Here is a 21,686-nt window from a genome sequence, read left to right on the forward strand (position 1 = left end):
AATCGCTACAAGGCGCCCAACCGCAAATAGTACACTGCGTACATCTAGGATGGGTAACACCGTAGCGGTTTAAAAGAGCTCTGACTATATCTTGGAAAATTAAGTCTGCCTTACTCTCTTAATCAGCTGACGATTGCTTATGCATCAGCCAATATTGTACCAAGGCGTTTAGCTGCTCTTGTTTAAAGGGCTTGGTGCAATAATCCTGCATGCCCACATTGAGATATTTTTCGCGCTCGCCATCCATGGCATTAGCAGTCAAAGCGATAATCGGTGGCAGCACTTGAGGATCATAAAGTTCGTGTAACTTAATAGTCGCCTGTACGCCATCCATAATCGGCATATGATGGTCCATCAAAATGAGGTCATAACGCTCAGGGTACAACGCAAAAGTCTCAATCGCTTGCTGCCCATCGGTGACATGCGTGACCGTATGACCACTATTATTCAGGGCTTTTTTGGCTATCGTCGCGTTGACACTGTCATCTTCAACTAACAATATATGACCAGAACGCTCCTGAGTGGGCACTATCATAGTAAAGTCATTTGAATCTTGCCAGATCTCGTACTGCTCCTCACCGATAGTAGGTAGCGGCAACAATACCGTGAAGGTAGTCCCGACACCGACCACACTATCTACATTAATGCACCCACCCATTAGATCCACCAGAGATTTACACACAGACAGTCCAAGACCTGTACCACCATACAGACGATGGGTCGATTTATCGGCTTGATTGTAAGCATCAAATATCGCGTCAACTGATTCAGGTTTGATACCGACGCCTGTATCGGTGACCTGAATATATAAGGTCATGTTTTCTTGGCTAGTGCTCTCTTCAATGATACTGTCACCACTAATGGTCTCATCAGTCAAAACATCATCAGATTCATCATTTTTAGACTTGTCATTGATATAGCAACAATTGGGCACGTGCTTAACATCGATACTCACTCGCCCACCTTCACGGGTGAATTTGATGGCATTATTGACAAGGTTGACCATGATTTGTTTGAGACGTACCGGATCCCCTTGCACATAAGGCGATAGCGATTCCATATAATGGTAGTCTAAAATCAAGCCGCGCTGTCGAGCTTTGATAGCAAAGAGACTGACTACTTCATTACATAAGGTGGACAAGTTCATCGGGATGGCATCAATGGTCATTTTGCCAGACTCAACTTTCGATAAATCCAAAATACCATTGATAATCGCTAGTAAATGCTCATTTGAGACTTTTATATTGTCCACATACTCTTGTTGTTCTTGGCTGAGCTTGGTCTCGCTAAGCATCTCTACCATGCCGATAATGCCATTCATCGGTGTCCGTATTTCATGGCTCATATTGGCCAAAAAGTCCGATTTCATCTCATTAGCATGCTTGGCGACACGTTGTTTATCTTGTAGTTGTAAAGCATCGGCAGCCATCATCGCGAACTGGGCCAATAATTTTTCTTGCTTAGCATCAAAGCCATGATAAGGCTCTGTATCCATCAGACAAAAAGAGCCTAGACGATACGTCTTATTGTCTTCATGCATGATAATGGGCGCACCCGCATAAAAGCGTAGATGCGTAGATTCTGTCACCAATGGATTCTGATCAAAGCGACTGTCTTTTGACAAATCTGCGACCACAAACACCCCATCCGACAGCAAGGTATAGTTACAGATAGCCACTTCACGCGCCGTCGTACATATATCAACAAGCCCATGCACAGATTTTAGATACTGAGTCTCTTCATCCATAAAGGTAATAGTGACAACTGGCATGTCAAAAAACAACTTAGCAAGTTCAGTCAGACGAGAAAAAGCAGGCTCATCATTATGGTTGAGCACCTGATATTTTTTGAGCTTGCTAATACGATCTACTTCATCTGCGGCGACTGGGTAGCTGCGCTTAGGTGAGTTGGGTATCGTCAAGGTGGACTCCATTCATTAGAATCAGACGTTCGTCTGCTTTATCAACAATTGTAACGCTTCACTCACCATCAGCATTGCCACGACCGATGTCACCACTACTGCTGAACCATAACCGCCGCAATGTAAACCGCCCGTTTGACAGCTTTTATCGACGCGCGGTGGTTCTGTAGAATAGACGCATTTGATGCCGAATTTTTCTTTTAGAGCGCTATTAATGCCTTTTTCGTGACGCAATTTATTGCGAAGCTTGGCCAGTAGTGGATCTTGATAGCTATCGCGCAAGTCACTTACCGTAATCTTACTAGGGTCTATCTTACCACCCGCACCGCCTGCACAGACCAATTTTAATTTATTGAAACGACAATGTAGGGCGATAGCAAGTTTGGCCTGCATATCATCGACACAATCTAGAATGACAATAGGATGACCTTGAGCAATGGCAGCCTTTGCTTCTTCACGGCTCGGCAGGAATGCGGCAACATTATCAACTGTCAGAAAATCATCAATTAAGTTGACGGTAGCCTTGGGGTTAATCTCACCAAGCCGTTGCCCCATCGCCGCAATTTTGCTTTGCCCAAAGGTACTGTCTAACGCTGGCAATTGCCGATTGACATTAGAAGCCACCAATACATCCAAATCAATCAGAGTAATAGTGCCAACTGCGGTACGAGCCAATGCCTCTGCTGCCCAAGAACCAACGCCCCCGACGCCAATCACATACACATGCGCTGCCGCAAAAGTATCAACGGCTGAGCGACCATAGAGAGTTTGTGTTCCTTGGAAACGCCGCTCATATTGCTCACTTGCGCTATCACTGTCGTCATGAGCGACAGAATGCTCAACGGTATTAGGCTCTACAAACGACGGGTCAAATAATTGTGCTTCACTCATAACAGATTAAACGCTCTTTTTAAAGGTGGTAACTCAAGTTGCTTTTATTTTATTCTCTATCACGTTACTTTTTACTGTTAGTAGCCACTACTCTTTTGACGGTATAGGATACTGCCAGTCAGTACGTAGGGCATCGCAACTGTTTTGCCATAGTTGCTCGGCAAGGCGATATGACGGTACATTGAGTAACTCACTCAGACTCAGCAGCACCCATGGCAAGTTGGCGGGAACGTTTATATTATGAGCAGAAGTATCATCCCTTCCATTGTCTGAATTTTGCCCAAGCGCTGACTGGCTATTGTTTGAATGCTGACACATAATGGGTGTCATATCCGGACAGTCAGTTTCAATCACCAAGCACTCAAGACCATAACTATCAACGGCTGCTTGAATCCCGCGACGCAGTTTTTTAGCATTTGGATTGGTGACTTGTCCAGTAATGCCGAGCTTAAATCCTAGTTTTACAAAGGCTTTTGCCTCTTGCTCACCACCACTAAAACTATGCGCGACCCCGCCCAAATTATGCGCATTATAATCATGTGCTTTCAATATGGCTAACGCTTCAGCATGGGCTTTACGGATATGCAGCATCACCGGCAGCTGATGGGTCACTGCCATATCCAATTGTGCCTTAAAAAAATACTCTTGCTTGGCTAAAACATCAGGCTGTTTCATCTCATCTGTAAAAGTATCTAAGCCAATCTCACCGATTGCTAATGGGCGTTCGTCAGCAAGCATCTTTGCCATACTATCCAGATGTGCTTCTGTATGCTGCTTGATATAAAAAGGATGCAAACCCAGCGCAATATGAGCATCTAGAGACGAGTTATACTGGTTGCCAGCCTTAATTATCGATGATTGCACTATAGCTGCTTGCGCTATAATCGATTGAAAATCTTCATTAATCAGGCGTTTAGTCTCATACAGACGATCGAAATACTCATACAAATAGCCCACCAACATAAGATGGCGCACCCCTTGCTCACACGCTTTTTCTACCTGTACCGCTCTATTATTATCAAATACTGGTGCGTCAAAATGTGTATGCGTGTCAATCAGTGGCAAAGCAGACGATGAATGCGGCGCGATATATGGTGAGTCAAGAGCAGTCATTAACAGGTTCCAAACTTAATCATTGTTCGTAAAAATATTCATAATAGGCAAAATCACCATGAAAAAAGTCCACGTTTAGCATCTGAATGATCATGATGCGTTTTGTTTTTTAATCTCGCTTTGTGGGTGACTGTCTGATTGTCGACTGTTACCTGTTTGGCGGCTGCTACGACGCGGTATTAGTAATAAAGCCGTACCAACTGCGCTTAACATAAGCCATTTTTTTTTGCTAATACGATGCGCCATCACCTCCACCCCTTTACAGCTTGTTTGTCTTTTAGAGTGCACTAAAACGTTATTTTATCAATATTCGGTATATCTAAATTACTTAGTATACTGGGATATAGTAATGGCTGTGTTTATCTGTGTTATGAATACGCAAGCTTATGTACGGTGTCATATTTTCAATAAAACCGCACGATACGATAGCTTGATTGAGCTTGCGTTTAACGCTTGAGAGGATAAGTCGTGATACCACTACTTGGACTATCTACTTTAGTAAAACCTTGTGACGTAGCTTTTGGTGTTTGATTGCGCCTCGGTACGAGCGGATTGAGTGGCATCAATTCGTAATCTGCATCGACATTGCCATCCCAGCCTTCTGTCCCACTTAAGGGCAACTGCTTAATCGTCCCGTTTTTGTCAATGACCAGCTGTAGGACACGCATTTGGTTGAACTTGCGTTCAGTCACACTCGCCACTGCACCGCCATCGCGTAGGATAGTCGGCTGTAGAAAGATGATTAAGTTGCTTTTTTGCGTGTTGTCATTGTCAGAACGAAACAATCGACCAATAAAGGGTACATTGCCCAAACCAGGCACTTTTTGTTGGCGCGTCGTGGTGTTATCGCGCATCAAACCGCCTAGAGCGATGGTCTGTTGATCATCGGCTAGAATAGTCGTGTTGATGAGGCTCTTATTGGTAATCAAACCACTGGCATTACCCGTACTACCTGGCACGACTGACGATACTTCTTGCGATACCTCCAAGCGTACTGTGCCATTATCACCAATATGCGGAATGACATTGAGATTAATACCAATATCTTGGCGATCAATCGTTTGAAATGGATTGTTTGAATTGTTGCCACTGGTGGTAAAAGAGCCAGTCACAAAAGGCACGTTTTGACCAACCAAAATACTCGCCTTCTCATTGTCCAATGTCAAAATTGACGGCATGGACAGTAGATTGGCACTGGTGGAAGAATCCAGTGCTTGTAAGATGGCACCATAAAACTCAGTATTACCCTGACTGTCTTTTCGACTGTCTCCAATCCCTATCAAAGCACCAGCGATAGAGCTGGCAGCAGCGCTGATACCTGCCGTACCAGTACCTGCTAAGGCGGCAGCCGCAAGGGTTGTCGCACTAGCACCAACATTGTTGAAGTTTACTACTCCATAACCACTGTTGGCATTACCCAGCGCCCACTGCACACCCAGCTGGGTCGCATCATCGCCCGATACTTCGACAATAGCGGCTTGAATCAATACTTGTGCACGGCGACTGTCTAATTGGCTAACCGCGTCTTCAATCTCAAACATCAGCTCGGGTGCGGCATTGACGATCACTGCATTTTGCGTTTCATCAGCGATGATGCTGAACGGCCGACCGCCCACCCCCGTACTTGTTCCACTTGCGCTGCTAGCAGGCACTACTGCTGTACTGCTATTACCAATGCTATCACTGGCTGCACCATTAATCGATGCACCTGTCGTACTTGCATTATTTAGCGAGGCGGCCTCTAATGTCGAGGTCGCGCCAGCGCTATTGATAGATTGATTGGCTAGCAAGCCACGTAGCATATCTGCAATATGACCAGCACTGGCATACTTCAATCTAAAAACCCGCAAACCACTCAGGCGTCTTGTAGGCGTGGTATCCAACTGATTGACCATTTCTTGGACTTTGGCAATCATTTCAGGGCTGCCTTTGACCAGCAGCCTATCACTGGACGTATCGGCAATGACTTTCAGCTGATTATTGCCCCCTTGTGCTTGCCCACTACCGGCACTCGCCACCAAAGCACTGATCAACTCCATCATTCGCTCTGCATCGACATGTCGAAGCGGTATCACTTGCAAACTGTCATTAACGTTGCTGTCCAAATCGCGGATGAGCGCGGTTAATTGATTCAAGCTATCAGCGCGATCTGACAATACCAACGCATTAACACCAGGCACAGCAGCAGCATGGGCAGACTGTGGCATGAGTGGTCGTATGACTCCCAACACCTCTGCCGCTTGAGTATTGGTCAAATAAATGACCCGAGTTGCCAGTGCTTCACCGACACTATCACCGCGCAAATCGACGGCCACACCAGACTGCTTGGCGACATTATCCGGCACCAGTTTAACAGTTGTACCTGAGTCAATCGCGGCAATACCATTGACTTGCATCACACTCAAAAACAGCTGATAAATCTCATCGCGAGACAAAGCTTTATTGGAGATGACCGTCACATTGCCATTGATACGTGGATCAAGGACAAAGTTTTGATCGGTAATGGTCGCCACTTCATTAATAAAGGCTTTAATATCAGCATCTTGCAAGTTGACTTTCCAACTCTCGGCACTAACAAGACCTGTACTGGCCGCCCATAACGGTATGGCTAGGCAAAGAGGACGGCATAGGCGCATCAAGCGCTGTAAGGTATGGTGCAAAGGCGTGACTGAAAATTTATGAGAACGTACCATATTGATAATTACCTACAGTGATGTCGCTTAGTATGTACTGAATATTGTCAGCTGGCGTGTTGCTACCATAGCCCCAACCAGATGGTCATTATTTACTTAAAACGGCCTAATAAGAAAGAGCTTACTAAAACATTGCTTGCCTAAAATTGCTGGCGAATCGTAATCACTTGCTCGCCACGTTTGACTTCTATTTGTGCTTCGCCTGCTTGCTGTACTTGTTGCAGGATACCAGCATCTTGGCTAGGATTATTGCCCACACTTTGACCATTAACGGTCAAGACCTGATCACCCGGCTCTAGTCCTAGACGATTGCGTAGTTTTGAAGGCATCGCCGCCGTTACCTGATAGTTTTCGCCTGATGCCATGACACCCATCCTGCTCAGATAACTGGCTGGATTTTCTTTCAGTGACGTGATGGCCTCATCGATAGCAGATTGCGGACTGCTCTCAGGAGTCGTCTCTGCTGTGGACTCAGTATTGTCTTGTGCTGGCATTGGAGCACTGGGCAATGCGTTACTGTTTGGCAAACGCTGATTGCTGACGGCACCTGCTAGCATATCGCTTTGGTCGAGTGCCATCGCCTCTGCCATTCTAATGACCGTTTGCTGATCACGGGCATCGGCGATGATAACGGCATTCCAGTCGACAGCGATCAGAGTATAGTCACTGTCTTTTAGACTGTCACCGATGCGATAGTTTTTGACCTCGCCATTGACATCTAATAAGGCGGACGACATGCTCTCTGGTACGGCTAGCAAAACCCCTTTTAAGCCAATATTAGGGGGTGGCTGTACCGCCGCGGCGACAGGATCAGGGTCAGCAAAAATGGCAAACAGACCACTGTAATCATCGCCAGATGTATTAGCGTTTTGTAGAGGAGCTAGCGGTAAAGCTGGTGCCAAAGGCGCAGCTAGCAACAACCACAATAGCCGTGCCGCCGTCCAGCACAGCCAAGCAATTGCTAATAGTAGCAGCCAACCAGCGCAGCGATTGAGAACATTGATGATGGGTTTTAAGGTAGCAGTAGACATCTAGCGCGTCCCCAAACCGGCTAGCAATGGCTGGCGCACACTGACAACGGGCGTATCTTGCGGGGCTTGTCCTTTGTATTCAGGCATATTTTCTAATAAACGCTGGGTCAAGCTAACATCTAGCATATTATCGCCATCGACATACAGATCCCCTAAGCGCTTATCTTGATTATTTAATAAATTGACGTGCAGCAGATTTTTATCATTTTTTTGTTCCGTACTAAGCTCGGCACGCATCGCTGGCATAGTGATATAAAAAACCTTACCACCACTCGGATAACCTACTTCACCGCCGACCCAAGTCAACTGACCATCGGCCTCACTGAAACCAGAAGACTTTTTATTGGAATCATTATCCGAACCGGTCTGCCGTTTTAACGATACCGCATTGACTTGAATCGGTGTGTTGGGCAGCTGCCAATCGACCACACTGGCCAATGTTTCCGGCGCAATCTTGCCGCTCATATCATCAATCTGCCATGCGCTGGTGCCCAGCTTTATTTGACCGTTTAATCTGGTCTGCTCTGTCGTGATATCGACTTCTGCACCCAACTTACCCAAAAATAATTGCCACGGCTGCCACGACCAATTCGCCGCACCTGTCAAGGGTGTTGCTGATAAAGGCAGTTGCCAAATCGCTGAGCCTTGCCATAAGTTGCCAGACACGTGCTGTACATAAGGATTATTAGGTGCATATTTTTCAAGTAGCCACGACGCAGGCATTTGCAATAAGGCAAATAGCGCAAATAATATAAACCCAAATAGCCACCACAGCTTACGGGGACGCTTATGAGACGACGCAGAGACTTGGGCCACGGTTACACAACTCTTATATAAGGTGAAAACGTCATTATCATAACAAACAATAGCATACAGATGACAGAAAAAAAGCCAGTATCTTTTTACCAAAATATTGGCAATAAAGATACTGACTTCTGTCTACTAATGCACTTTTGACTCAATCGTTATGAAAGTCATAAGGACAAAGTAATGCCTAGCATTGCTATTCGAATCTTGACAGATTAAATAGCGAAATCTTCAATGTCACGACCTGCTGCTAGTGCATCAACCAACCATAGTGGCTTGCGACCGCGACCCGTCCACGTCTCTTCATTATTATCGGTGTTGCGATACTTGATATTACGCTTTTTCTCTAACGTCTCACCAGCCTTTAAAATCTCTTCGATGGTGCTATTACTCTCTTCGGCAATTTTTTCAAACTGCATATAAGCATCATATAAACGCTGATGTTGCTTTTTGGCAATTAACTGTTGGGCGTTTTCAGTGATGGCACGTAGCTCATCGACGTTTAAGCTGTCTAAATCAAGGGCAGTATTGTTGTTCATAATAAATTCAACTTTTATATAAGGGATATAAACCTAATAAATATAATACTATTTATTAAGCGCTAAAGAGTGCCAATTCACAAATAATAAGTAGTAATACGAAATTTAATAGTCAATTTCATTTATTGCTTATCAAAACGTTATTATTAGTGACGTTGATAAGCTATTACCAGTGGCATTAATAAGTAGGAACAATATAAACAAAAACAGTATTCATAACAATAGGGAATTAATGAACTTTGTAGTCAATATGCAACAATATCAATACAATAAAACCAATCATAAGTTTTATGTCAACGCAGTCACCAAAATAACCATCGTAATAACTTTATAGTGATCGGACTATATCATACGAAATAGCCAATAATTAGCCTAATTTAATGCTATATCTTTTATCCACTTAAAAAACCTTTATTTGGACCAATTTAGGAATAAAGCCGGTAAGTAATAATATTATAAAAAGCAGTAATTAAACAACATTAGTCAATCCACTCAATACAGGTAAGCGTATTAATGCTATAAACAATAAACCTTCAGATAGTCGCTTCTGTTCAAATCGAGGGCACGACTTAGGAAGGCGAAAAAAATTTATATTAGCAAAACGCCATTTTTAATGTCCCTCTTTTATTTTGAACTGCTTAAGTGTCATATTACTTAAGTACCATACTGCTTATTATTCGATGTTAATTCAACAGACTAAGCCCGTTGTGCGCTAAGCTCAGTCATCAAATCAAGAGCGGATTCGGCACTTAATAAATACGGATTGAAATCAACTGTCGTAGAGTATTTTAGATAAATCGCGGCGTTAGATTCGGTTGGAGAAGCATAGTTCATTGACCATTTTGCCCATTTTCTATGCTTGAGCTCACGTGTTTCAATCACCTGTAAATCGTGATGACGCTGATCGGCAATGAGAGCGTACAATAAACGATTAATCTGTGCTCTAGGTCCTTCGACCGTTTGTAAAAAATAGTCTTTATTAAAGGTCAACATACCCGTGATGCCATTTGCCGCATTATTGGCTTGGGCTTGCTGCAAAATCTCATTAAAGTCTTTCGCTGATACGTCTGGGTTTGCACGGCTCACGTACGTCATACTCATTAAAATATGCGCATCTGAAGTTGATGATGTCATCTCTGGTCTCTTATGCAATGTGATAGGGTGTTGGCACCTTTATAAACGTCAATTAACTGATAGCAAACCAAGACTTCTTCTTGGTAGAAGCCTCTTTTTCTTCTTGCTCTTGAAGTTCTGACAATGTATCAATCAGCATCATGATTTGGTTGGCGCTCATCAGATAGGGATTGAACTGAGTGCTTGTCGAAAATTTAAGCGCCAGTCCTTTATTCTCATCACTTGGGATAAGATATTTCATCGACCACTTATTCCAGTGGCGCTGCTCAATCTCGCGACATTCAATAATCTGTAAGGAAAAATGCCGCTCGTCTTTTACAAGCTTGCGTAATAGCTCATTAATGACAGGTCTCGCTCCTTCAATGCTTTGAAGAAAGTAATTGTGATTGAATACCAATGCACCTGTAATGCCATTATGCTCATTATTCTGTTGCGCTTGCGCTAGGATACGCGTGACCTCCCCATTAGGGTTGTCTTTGTTATAACGGCTAATATAGGTCAAACGTGTAATAATATGCTCGCCATGTAGCATATTTGACTGGTTCTTTTCTGACAGCTCAGCGACGTCCATAACGCACTCCGATAAATTATTTAGATTTTCTTGTAAGTAATAGCCAAATGCATCGCTACGATGAGTGAGTAAAATTTAGAGTTTGATTCTTTTGGAAAACTCACCCACACCCTGCGATAAACCACCACTGGTAGAGCGCTGAATCTTTTGTATGAGAGCCAATAATTGCGGAGCATCAGTACACTGCTCCAGATTTAGCAGGTAGCCCCATACATCTTCAGATGGTGCATTTTTTTCGATATAAGTCGCCAATTCTGACTTTAATGTCTCAAAATTAACATCAGCGGCTTTGCGCTTAAAATAGCCAGTAAAGGAAGCTGCCTTTTTTGGCTTATCGTTAAAGGTAGCATCAAACTCAGCGGCACTATTGCTCTGCGATTGAATAGATTGAGACTGAAGTGCTTTGCTGTCTTCATTAGCTGGCGTCGTGGGCTGTATTTCAGCCACTTGCTGCTCAATGACAGTATGTGGTGCCGCTGGTTGCGGGGTTACATACGATTGACTTGCAACGCTGGCATTATCATCTGCTATCAACTCAATACACTGAAACTCTTGTAACAACTCAAACAGAGGTGCTATCCCGCCAAACTCAGCGAACATCTTACTGTTATCAAGCGAATCAAGATATTGTTGATAAGTCTTTTTGCCATCAATCATGATTAACAATGTTCTCGCCTCTCGCGGCAACACACCTAGACTTTGCGTCTTAATTTCTTCTCGACCCAAGTCGCTTTTTCGAAATACATCGCTATTATTCATCTGATAAACCTAACGCTGATACTTAAGCAAACACGACCACAATCCGGTGCTGCCTAAATAATTTTTGATACTTTGGGCTATAAATCAACCCTACCTTGAACTTTTATAAATTCTTTCAAAACCATTTTTTTTAAAAGATTTAAGGTGTAATTTTTGCTAAATCATTGGCGACTTTTTATTATATCAACACATTTAATGAATCGTTAGCATTAGCAAAATCTAATAGAATGAACGGTTGATATAGGATATAAGTGGTCATTTGAATAATTTTTAGCGAAAAAAATATAAAAATAACCATGAATAATTTCGTTTATAGATATGGTTGATATGATAAACAAGCAGATAAATAGCTAACAGAAATGAGGAGTTTTTCTTATTCTATCGTATTTCAAATTCACTTTTTTATGCTGTATAACATTATCGAGAGCAATAAAGTAATTGCAAAAATTATAAGTATTTTCTTCATTAACTATTTACGTTTACTTTATTTTCTCCATAAAAAAAGGGCCTATTTATATAGGCCCTATCTAACTTAATCAACATTCTTTATTTACGTATTCCTCTAAGGTATATCCTAGAATGGAATATCATCATCGACAGGACCATCTGGCATTGCTGTCGGCTTTGATTGTGCAGGCTTTTGAGCAGGTTGATTAAACTGATTCTGCTGAGCAGGTGCACCTTGATTATTGTTAAAGCTGTTTTGACCACCACTAGATTGGTTATAACCACCTTGCTGAGCAGGCTGATTGTTTGCTTGCTGACCAAAATTATTCTGGTTACTTTGACCGCCTTGGTTGCCGTAGCCTTGATTTTGGCCACCTTGGTTATTATTACTGAAGCCGCCATTATCCTGACCACCCGTTGCGCCATCCAGCATTTGCATTTGCTCAGCGCGAATCTCAGTAATATAGCGGTCTTGACCATTGGGATCTTGATATTTGCGGGTACGCAAACTGCCTTCGATATAGACCTTACTGCCTTTACGCAGATACTGCGCGGCGATTTCGCCTAGACGATTAAAGAGTGAAATGCGATGCCATTCGGTGGCTTCTTTCTTTTCACCGCTTTGCTTGTCTGTCCACTGCTCTGACGTCGCAACCGAGATATTGGTCACGCTACCGCCGTTACTAAATTGACGTGCCTCAGGGTCTGCTCCAAGGTTACCGATGATGATAACTTTATTAACTCCGCGCATAGTTCCGTCCTCTTACTTATGAATAATTTAATTACGAGCTTTAATCGAGTCTTTAATATAAACCATTAATTCTATCAGTAATATGGCTTTACTTTAACTATTTTCTTTTAAAATATCTAGTCACTGTATACAGCAAACGACATGCTACGTCGTGCAGTGTTGAGGCTTTGTCTTTATCACTATTAAAAATCAGCTTCCCTCTGTGCAATACTATCCATTATTTTGAAGTATCAACATCTTAGCGAGGATTATAAATAGAAAGGACTCCTTAGAGCCCTGAAAAACACCATAAAATATCAGTAACGCCAACGATTATTTATTATTACGATGCATACTGAGAGTGACGCTACCTAGCTCTACGCCAAACTTTTTCATGACTGAACGATTGAGCATGACATCGTCATTAATAAGATACATCCAATCATCAAAATTCACTTTGTAAGTCTTGTCCTCAACGGGCAACTCTAATACGTAATTCCAATGCAAGGTATTGCCAACCACTTCCCCTGTCGCCTCGCCAATGACGTCACCTGCCGTACCTTTCCAACTACCATCCATTTGCTTGGTCAGTCGCCATATACGCTGCGATTTTGTGCCATCTGCCCAGTCAAACTTCTCATCCAATACAATGACATTATCGCCTTCGTGAGTGGCATCAATATCGACGTAAAAGCGTTTTTTGACCTCGCCATTGCGACCTTGAAACATGCCCCAGCCATCAATCTGACCGGAGAAAAATTCATGCATATCAAGCGTTGGTGTGGTGTTTTGATAAGCCTGAATATTTTGGGTGGCGCAGCCAGAGGTCAAAAGCGTGGCTGATAGCCCAAAACCCATCGCCAGCTTGACCATTGCTCGGGGAGCAACGTCTTTGCCCAAAAAAGCACCATTCAACAGCATTTTAAACTGACTCATATTAATTCCTTTTAAACAGAGATGAATTTTTAGTTTTCACTTATTAGGGTCTGTCTACGCGGTTATTGTCTACTCAGTTTTGCCCATTTAGGCTTATTTCTATAACCTTTAGATTGTTGCATATTTAATCTATTAAAGATCTAATGGACTTTGCGCCAAGCTCGATAGCTGCTGCCGTGAATCCTCTGTCAACTGGGTCTTATCCAGCTTTAAATAAGCCACTTGTTCTTTTGCCATGACCACGAGTTCATCAACGCCGTCTACTGCTAGCACTTGCCGCGACCAATCTTGTATGTTGATGTTTTTGGGAATAGTAACGGTCGTACTTGATAAATACGGTGGATCAGCAATTGGGATAATAAGCAGCAACGAAATGCCCATAATGATAGCCAATATCCCCCACGCCAGCAGATTAGGCTGACTCAATAACAAGCCACCCATTGCACCACCCACAAATGCACCAAAGAACTGACTGGAAGAATTCAGCCCCATAGCCGTGGCTTTATTGGCAACTGGTGCGCGCTTGGATATCCAAGAAGGAATCGTTGCTTCAAGCAGGTTAAAGCCCATAAAGTACAGCAGCAACCCTAAAATAATACCGACGCCGACCTGACTACCCAATGCTAGCACTGCTAAGGCGACGGTCATCAAGGCAATCGCACCCAAGAATACTTGGCGCATTTTGCGTTTCTTTTCGGCAATGATAATAAAAGGAATCGCGACGGCAAAGCCGATAAATAATAACGGCAAATAAACCAAACCCTGCTGACGTACGGATAGACCCATCACCTCATTGAGCTGATGCGGCAATATGACAAATATCGCCGTCATGGTCAGATGAAGGGCAAAGATACCGATATGCAAGCGGTTTAAATCGCCGATTTTTAGTACCGTCGCCAACTGCTGACCAATCGATTTATTATCCAAATTATGCTTGAGCACTCGTAGCGGCGTCGGTACGAAAAAAAGCAGCAGCATCGCTAGAATAGCAAACCCTGAGGTCAACCAAAACAGACCAGAGATACCAAGCGAACCGACCAATAGCGGACCAAAAGCAAATGCCAACATGATAGAGGTCGCAATGGTCAAGCCCATCGTGGCCATCGCTTTGGTGCGCATTTCTTCGCGCGTCACATCAGCGAGTAGCGCCATCAATACCGCAGAGACCGCGCCACTGCCTGCAAGCGCCCGACCGATAATAACTTCATAAATATCCGTGGCATTGGCAGCGATGATACCACCGAGAGCAAATAGCACCAGACCCAAAAAGATAATCGGCTTACGTGGAAACTTATCAGCAGCAAGACTCATCGGTATCTGAAATATTGCCTGCCCTAGTCCATAAATACCGACCGCTAAGCCAATTAGAAACGGTGTCGCATGCGCATAATTGTCGCCATACACAGAAAATACGGGCACAATCATAAACAAACCAATCATCCGCAAGGCAAATATACCACCGACCCCGAGAATTGCCCGTTTTTCTACGCTATTCATACTTGCCTCACTGGTTCGTCATTGCTGATTTGTCACTACTGCGCTGCTTATACTATTGTGACTCTATCAAGGCTTTAGCTATAAATTAAGCCCACTAGTATAAGACATTCGCCATCAGGTTGCCGAGACTTTTGTCTTTTTACGCTTCCTTTGACCATTCCTGCACTTACCTGTAGGAGTGACACCATAATTTTGTTACCAAGTGCATCTAATGGGTCACCATACCTTGAATAATCCTTCCATAATGACAATAAAGCAAGGCAGCGCAGACATTGTTGCCTAAACAGCATTTATGACGCATGTCCTTATAAAAAGGCATATCCTAAAGTGACACAGCTTGAACTGATACAGCTTGGATAAATTTATAACAAACCCTCCCTATTAGTTAACACTGATTTGATTTAGATTTGCTTATTAAAGTCAAAACAAAGCACAAAATAAAAACAGTCATTCATATTGTTCGATACAACGCTTAACTGTTATCAAACGATATGCATTTGAGAACTATCCACGCTTTTGTTTAACCCATGAACTCACCCTAAGTTACCCATATTCATTAGTTACTCATATTAGTTACCTATATTATTATTGAACGACGACCATCTTTTTTAAATACCATTTTAGCAAATAGGAAACCTATCACCGATGGCACATGACCATATCGCAATACGCGGCGCACGTACTCATAATTTAAAAAATGTCGACTTAGACATTCCACGAGATAAATTCGTGGTCATTACCGGCTTATCAGGTTCTGGTAAATCTTCATTGGCATTCGATACCTTGTATGCCGAAGGGCAACGTCGTTATGTCGAGAGCTTGTCGGCGTATGCGCGTCAGTTCCTCTCGCAAATGGAGAAGCCTGACGTCGATAGTATCGAGGGTCTATCTCCTGCGATTGCTATCGAGCAGAAATCAACCAACCATAACCCGCGCTCTACGGTCGGTACGATTACCGAAATTTATGACTATCTGCGCCTGCTATATGCGCGTATTGGTACGCCGTTTTGTCCTGAGCATGGCGAGCCAATGGTCGCGCAGTCAGTGACTGAGATGGTCGATCAAGTCATGGCACTACCAGATGACACCAAAATCATGATTTTGGCACCCGTCATTCGTGAGCGTAAAGGCGAGCATACGGTATTGCTTGAGCAGTTGATCGGTCAAGGCTTTGTCCGTGTGCGCGTCGACGGCGATGTCTACGATACCGATGAGCTACCAACGCTAGACAAAAAGAAAAAACATACCATCGAAGTGGTGGTCGACCGCTTTAAAGTCCGTGATGATTTGGGCAACCGCGTCGCTGAAAGTTTGGAGACTGCTCTACGCTTAGGTCAAGGTTTGGTGACGCTACACTTTATGGATGGCAATCCAAAAGAAGGCGGCGATGAAAACCAAGTCATGTCAGCCAAGCATTCTTGCCCTGTTTGTGATCGTGCCGTCTCTGAGCTTGAGCCGCGCATGTTCAGTTTTAACAATCCGTATGGTGCTTGCCCAAGCTGTGATGGTCTCGGTAAACGTCAGTATTTCTCTGCTGAGAAACTGATTACCCATCATGAAAAATCGCTTAATCAAGGTGCCATCAATGGTTGGGATAAGCGTCACGCTTATTACTTTGGTTTGCTCTCTACTGTCTGCAAGCACTTTAAAATTGACATGGATGCCCCGTGGCAAGATCTGCCAAACGCTCAGCAAGACCTTATTATGAATGGCTCTGGTAAAGAAAAGCTGACCTTTAACTTTACCGATGAGCGCGGTCGTAAGACTAACAAGACCGTACCATTTGAAGGTGTACTGCCTTATCTGGAGCGTCGTTATGCTAAAACGCAAAGCAATCTCGTCCGTGACGAGCTAGCCAAATATTTGGCTGATACCACTTGTAACGTCTGTGATGGTGCGCGTCTCAATGAGATTTCACGCAATGTCCGTGTCGATGAGCACACCATTGCTGAAATCGTCAAAATGTCTATCGGTGATGCGGCTGACTATTATAAAACGCTAAAAATTGGCGGTCATAAAGGTGAAGTCGCGGAAAAAATCTTTAAAGAGATTAATGAGCGTCTAAACTTCCTCGTCAGTGTCGGACTTGATTATTTATCGCTTGCCCGCTCTGCTGAAACGCTATCGGGCGGTGAAGCACAACGTATTCGTCTTGCTAGCCAAATTGGCGCGGGTCTAATGGGCGTCATGTATGTACTTGATGAGCCATCAATCGGTCTGCATCAACGCGATAATGATCGTCTATTAAAAACCTTAACGCGCTTGCGTGATCTGGGCAATACGGTATTGGTCGTTGAGCACGATGAAGACGCCATTCGCCAAGCGGATCACGTTATCGATATCGGTGTTGGCGCGGGTGTCCATGGCGGTCATATCATCGCTCAAGGTACGGTCGATGACATCATGGCCAATAAAGAATCACTGACTGGACAATATATGTCTGGTAAGAAAAGAATCGAGATTCCAGCGATTCGTCATAAAGCCAAAACGATAGAGGTTGAGGAAAAAGGTAAAGCCAAACCGAAAAAAGTACCGATGACCATTGAGCTAAAAGGTGCGTCTGGTAACAACTTACACGATGTTGATTTGTCTTTACCAATCGGTATCATGACCTGTATCACGGGTGTTTCAGGTTCTGGTAAATCGACCTTGATTAACCGTACTTTAATGCCACTTGCCGCGACTCAGTTAAACAATGCTTCGACGCTCATCGCGGATAAGCATGACAGCATCAGCGGTCTTGAGCATTTGGATAAAATGGTCGATATCGATCAAAGCCCGATTGGTCGTACACCGCGATCAAACCCAGCAACGTATACGGGCGTGTTTACCCCAGTACGTGAAATGTTTGCACAAACCCAAGAAGCACGTGCCCGTGGTTATAAAGCCGGTCGCTTTAGCTTCAACGTAAAAGGCGGACGCTGTGAGATGTGTCAAGGTGATGGTCTCATTAAAGTTGAGATGCATTTCTTACCGGATATGTATGTGCCGTGTGATACCTGTGAAGGCAAGCGCTATAACCGCGAGACTTTAGAGATTCACTATAAAGGCAAAACCATCGCCGACGTGCTTGATATGACGGTTGAAGATGCCACTGAGTTCTTCTCAGCCATTCCAGCGATTTATCGTCGCCTGCAAGCATTGATGGATGTTGGTCTAAGCTATATTCGCTTGGGTCAGTCTGCACCGACGCTATCTGGCGGTGAAGCGCAGCGTGTTAAGTTAGCGCGTGAGCTGGCCAAACGCGATACGGGACAGACGCTGTATATCTTGGATGAGCCAACCACTGGTTTACATTTCCATGATATCGATAAGCTGCTCAATATCCTGCATGCCCTACGCGACAAAGGTAATACTATCGTGGTCATCGAACACAATCTTGACGTCATTAAAACGGCGGATTGGGTGATTGATCTTGGTCCTGAAGGCGGTAAAGGTGGCGGACTGATCATCGCTGAAGGTACGCCTGAAGAAGTAGCGGAAGTCAAAGAGTCCTACACGGGTATATTCTTGAAGCCGATGCTTGAGCAAGGTATGAAAGAAGTGAGCTAATACCGTTAGTCATGATTGATAAAAGGCTACTCTTTAGGGGGTGGCCTTTTTTGTTGGGTGTGCTAGGGCGTGTCATCAATTAGAACAGTGATTTTAGAATAAGCTATACTAATTATATATATAGCAAACTGAGCTCAACCCTCATGACAAGACGACATGACCAATGGGAAAGAATTAAAGCAATGCAATTATACCATCTAAGTGTCATCGGCTGCAGCCAAGAGACTTCGATAAAGAGCTATATAAAGCACGGCATCAGATCGAGAATTTCTTTGCCAAGATTAAGCAATACCGTGCGATTACTACTCGCTATGACAAGTTGGCTTGTCATTTCTTGAGTGCGATTCATCTGGTTTCCTGTGTCATTTGGCTTAATTAATGACACGCCCTAGTTAAATATGTACTTATGATGCATTTTTATTCGATTTGAATCAAAGTTAAGCACCTTGTATTAACCGTTATTACAGTATTATCTTAATATAAAACGATTCAATCATCTCTGCATTAAATTTACATCAGCCTTGGAATTTTGTTCTTTTTTATCATGTTTTTCTAACGAGGAATCCATTTTGTTCATCGGTATTGCTTCAAAGGCTATAGTGTCACTTTTTACCAATGGAGTATCAACTATATTTGCTACACCCATGGTTGCATCAGGATAACAAGTGCCAGGGCGTGCACCTACAGTACATTTACTTACATTCACACAACTTCCTCTTGTATTGCAATATACAGCTGCGTTAGCATTACTACTTATTAAGATTAAACTCGAAGGGAAAAGAGAAGCAGCGATAGTAATAATTAATAATCTAGTATTCATAATTTGCTCCATGCATTGATTATTTTGTTTGAGCCCACGTTAGTAATTAACTTATCAAGAATAGAATTAGCTTCAATAACTTAATCCATTTAAGTTAATGTGAACACAGTTACCAGACTATAAAAACTTACGGTATAAAGATTGTTAACATACTATCTATAGCCTTACTATAATATTAGTTTATATTTTCTTAATTAGCAATTAAATATAATTATTCTATAAATCACTATAGTCAGCTATTGAATAACTGCTCTAGTTCACTTGAAAATGATAAAATTCGTAGGTTGGGTTAACGAAGGAAGCTCAACAATCCAATATTAAGCTAGGTTAACATTAAATCCGTCGTAGGTTGGGTGGAGCTTGCGACACCCAACAAAATTAAGTAATATCAGCTATTAGTTATAATTTGCAGAATAGCATGCAATATCGAAGGCACTATCAAAAAGGAGCAACCTACTTTTTCACTATCAACCTAGCTGATAGATCTAGCGATTTACTAATCAAAGAAGTTGAAACGCTTCGACATGCTTTTCAAACGGTCAAACAAAAACATCCCTTTCATATTGATGCCATTGTTATCTTGCCAGACCATTTGCATATGTTATGTACTATGCCAAACAATGATGCAGACTTCTCTAAACGTATCAAACTAATCAAATATTACTTTTCTTATCATATTGCTAAAACAGAATCTATCTCAAATAGCAGACTTAAAAAAAGCGAGCGTGGTATTTGGCAACGTCGATTTTGGGAGCATTGCATTCGCGATGAATCAGACTATCGAGCACATATTGATTATATTCATATGAACCCTATTAAACATGGGTATGTTAAACAGGCTAAAGACTGGCAATATTCTTCATTTCATCGATTTGTGACGGATGGTTTGCTTCCTATCAATTGGGGCGGATGAGTATATTCTTTTTTAAAGTAAATGTTGGGTGTCGCAAGCTCCACCCAACCTACAAGTTAAACATTTTTCAGACTTGAGATAATTACCAATTAACCTAAACAAACTCCCTCTCAATATTCATCACTCTTGCATCCACCGTACGTTCTAACTTCTCCTCGATTTGACTGCATTGCGACTCGACCTCACGTTTAGACAGTCCAACGATCACAAACGTCCACTCACTGGCATCATGCCGATCTCGCTCACCACTCTCACATATCGCGACACTTGGCGTATTGCCAAAGCGTGCGTGCAAGCCGCCCATACGTTGGCGTTTTTCTTTTAACGAGCTGCATCCGGGTAGCGCAAAAGTCAGGGTTAAGATAGCGATATGCATTTTATTCTCCTTGCGACAGTGGTTTACGCTTTATAATAGTAGCAAATAAGCAGAGCAAGTTATGCTATCGTTACCTTACCGTATTGATCCCCCATAACCATTCACAAATATCACAATAGCCAACATGCGTATCTAATCAATGACCTCTATCAGCTACGTACAGCAACAGCACATTACTCGATTATGCGTGCGCTGCGGATTACTCCTTATGCAGTATGGCGCTGAGTCTGCCGTGGTGGTGGACTTATGCAAACGCTTGGGGCTTGCGTTGGGTATGAACAGCGTAGAATGTTCGCTGAATTTTAATGCCATTACCCTGACCACCATCTGTGATGAGCGCTGTATCACCACCACTAGAGACACGATTAATCAAAGCATCAACGTCAATTTATTGGTACAAATCCAGCAAATTATAAATAAAACCGAAGCCGACACAAATAGCGACAAGCCAGATAACAATCAGCTGAAATCTGAGCTGACTGACCGCACCACTCTTGCCTTCGATGAGCTGGATAAAACCGTGTATCCAACGTGGCTAGTAGGCATATTTGTTGGCGCGTCTTGTGCGGCGTTTGCTTACCTGAATGGTGGCAGTTGGTCGATTACCGCAGTGACATTTATCGCTGGTATGGTAGCGATGTTCACCCGTATTTACCTGTCCAAGCAGCATTTCAATCCTTTTATCACCGTCATTGTGACGGCATTTATCGCTTCCTTAATTGGGGCGACGACTTATTATTTTGATATTGGGAATAATGCCGATATTGCGGTTGCCTCTAGTGTGCTCTTACTAGTACCAAGCTTTCCTTTGATCAATTCTTTCTCAGATATCTTAAAAGGCTATGTCAATATTGGGATTGGACGTGCGGTTTTTACTTATATGCTGACCCTATCAGCGTGCGTTGGCATCGTGATGGCACTGGTTTTACTTCGCATACAGCACTGGGGGTTTTAAG

18 protein-coding genes and 1 pseudogene are annotated in these 21,686 nt (G+C 43.1%); 4 read left to right on the forward strand and 15 right to left on the reverse strand.

The window, feature by feature from the left end; genetic code table 11:
- Positions 1-118: 118 nt before the first annotated feature.
- The 13 genes from ACMFL8_RS11420 to ACMFL8_RS11480 form a co-directional block, all read right to left on the reverse strand.
- Positions 119-1,921, reverse strand: coding sequence for an ATP-binding protein (locus ACMFL8_RS11420; RefSeq protein WP_413191046.1), 1,803 nt, complete (start codon positions 1,919-1,921; stop codon positions 119-121).
- A gap of 21 nt (positions 1,922-1,942) precedes the next feature.
- Entirely contained in the window at positions 1,943-2,812 is an 870-nt protein-coding gene (locus ACMFL8_RS11425) for a ThiF family adenylyltransferase (protein ID WP_413191047.1), read from the reverse strand.
- A gap of 87 nt (positions 2,813-2,899) precedes the next feature.
- Positions 2,900-3,925 carry a TatD family hydrolase gene (locus ACMFL8_RS11430; protein WP_413191048.1) on the reverse strand — a complete coding sequence of 342 codons (1,026 nt, stop codon included), beginning with the start codon at positions 3,923-3,925 and terminating at the stop codon, positions 2,900-2,902.
- A 446-nt stretch (positions 3,926-4,371) separates the two neighbouring features.
- Complete coding sequence (gspD, locus tag ACMFL8_RS11435) at positions 4,372-6,618, reverse strand: type II secretion system secretin GspD (protein WP_413191049.1); 2,247 nt, start codon at positions 6,616-6,618, stop codon at positions 4,372-4,374.
- A 140-nt stretch (positions 6,619-6,758) separates the two neighbouring features.
- Positions 6,759-7,649, reverse strand: a complete 891-nt coding sequence (locus ACMFL8_RS11440) for a type II secretion system protein N (protein WP_189579882.1) — start codon at positions 7,647-7,649, stop codon at positions 6,759-6,761.
- Positions 7,650-8,465, reverse strand: a complete 816-nt coding sequence (gene gspN, locus ACMFL8_RS11445) for a type II secretion system protein N (protein WP_194619253.1) — start codon at positions 8,463-8,465, stop codon at positions 7,650-7,652.
- A gap of 206 nt (positions 8,466-8,671) precedes the next feature.
- A complete protein-coding gene (locus ACMFL8_RS11450) occupies positions 8,672-8,995 on the reverse strand; it encodes an H-NS family nucleoid-associated regulatory protein (protein WP_189579877.1) in 324 nt (107 codons plus the stop codon).
- Positions 8,996-9,691: 696 nt separating this feature from the next.
- Positions 9,692-10,129, reverse strand: a complete 438-nt coding sequence (locus tag ACMFL8_RS11455; RefSeq protein WP_189579874.1) for a BLUF domain-containing protein — start codon at positions 10,127-10,129, stop codon at positions 9,692-9,694.
- 52 nt (positions 10,130-10,181) lie between these two features.
- The gene (locus ACMFL8_RS11460) at positions 10,182-10,700 is read right to left on the reverse strand and encodes a BLUF domain-containing protein (RefSeq protein ID WP_010201341.1); all 519 of its coding nucleotides are present in this window, start codon (positions 10,698-10,700) and stop codon (positions 10,182-10,184) included.
- Between the two features lie 75 nt (positions 10,701-10,775).
- Positions 10,776-11,459: a hypothetical protein gene (locus ACMFL8_RS11465; protein WP_413191050.1), complete on the reverse strand. Its 684-nt coding sequence runs from the start codon at positions 11,457-11,459 to the stop codon at positions 10,776-10,778.
- A gap of 574 nt (positions 11,460-12,033) precedes the next feature.
- The gene (gene ssb, locus ACMFL8_RS11470; protein WP_010201344.1) at positions 12,034-12,657 is read right to left on the reverse strand and encodes a single-stranded DNA-binding protein; all 624 of its coding nucleotides are present in this window, start codon (positions 12,655-12,657) and stop codon (positions 12,034-12,036) included.
- 312 nt (positions 12,658-12,969) lie between these two features.
- Positions 12,970-13,572 (reverse strand): DUF3833 domain-containing protein, encoded by a 603-nt coding sequence (locus ACMFL8_RS11475; protein WP_413191051.1) that lies wholly within the window; start codon positions 13,570-13,572, stop codon positions 12,970-12,972.
- Between the two features lie 132 nt (positions 13,573-13,704).
- The gene (locus tag ACMFL8_RS11480; RefSeq protein ID WP_201592260.1) at positions 13,705-15,069 is read right to left on the reverse strand and encodes an MFS transporter; all 1,365 of its coding nucleotides are present in this window, start codon (positions 15,067-15,069) and stop codon (positions 13,705-13,707) included.
- A gap of 645 nt (positions 15,070-15,714) precedes the next feature.
- On the opposite strand from ACMFL8_RS11480, the gene uvrA reads away from it, so the two are divergent.
- Positions 15,715-18,621 carry an excinuclease ABC subunit UvrA gene (uvrA, locus tag ACMFL8_RS11485; RefSeq protein WP_194619261.1) on the forward strand — a complete coding sequence of 969 codons (2,907 nt, stop codon included), beginning with the start codon at positions 15,715-15,717 and terminating at the stop codon, positions 18,619-18,621.
- Between the two features lie 187 nt (positions 18,622-18,808).
- Positions 18,809-19,000 (forward strand): annotated as a pseudogene (locus tag ACMFL8_RS11490) (transposase); the annotation flags it as partial.
- Between the two features lie 114 nt (positions 19,001-19,114).
- On the opposite strand, the gene ACMFL8_RS11495 reads toward ACMFL8_RS11490, so the two are convergent.
- Positions 19,115-19,441 carry a hypothetical protein gene (locus ACMFL8_RS11495; RefSeq protein ID WP_413191052.1) on the reverse strand — a complete coding sequence of 109 codons (327 nt, stop codon included), beginning with the start codon at positions 19,439-19,441 and terminating at the stop codon, positions 19,115-19,117.
- A 418-nt stretch (positions 19,442-19,859) separates the two neighbouring features.
- Here ACMFL8_RS11495 and ACMFL8_RS11500 point away from each other — a divergent pair, with 418 nt between their 5' ends.
- A complete protein-coding gene (locus ACMFL8_RS11500) occupies positions 19,860-20,354 on the forward strand; it encodes an REP-associated tyrosine transposase (RefSeq protein ID WP_413191053.1) in 495 nt (164 codons plus the stop codon).
- A 94-nt stretch (positions 20,355-20,448) separates the two neighbouring features.
- On the opposite strand, the gene ACMFL8_RS11505 is transcribed toward ACMFL8_RS11500, so the two are convergent.
- A complete protein-coding gene (locus ACMFL8_RS11505; RefSeq protein ID WP_413191054.1) occupies positions 20,449-20,730 on the reverse strand; it encodes a DUF503 domain-containing protein in 282 nt (93 codons plus the stop codon).
- Positions 20,731-20,869: 139 nt separating this feature from the next.
- Here ACMFL8_RS11505 and ACMFL8_RS11510 point away from each other — a divergent pair, with 139 nt between their 5' ends.
- On the forward strand, positions 20,870-21,685 hold the full coding sequence (locus ACMFL8_RS11510; RefSeq protein WP_189585326.1) for a threonine/serine ThrE exporter family protein: 816 nt from the start codon (positions 20,870-20,872) through the stop codon (positions 21,683-21,685).
- Position 21,686 lies beyond the last annotated feature (1 nt).

Source organism: Psychrobacter sp. AT9 (assembly GCF_047272965.1).
Taxonomy (GTDB): domain Bacteria; phylum Pseudomonadota; class Gammaproteobacteria; order Pseudomonadales; family Moraxellaceae; genus Psychrobacter; species Psychrobacter glaciei.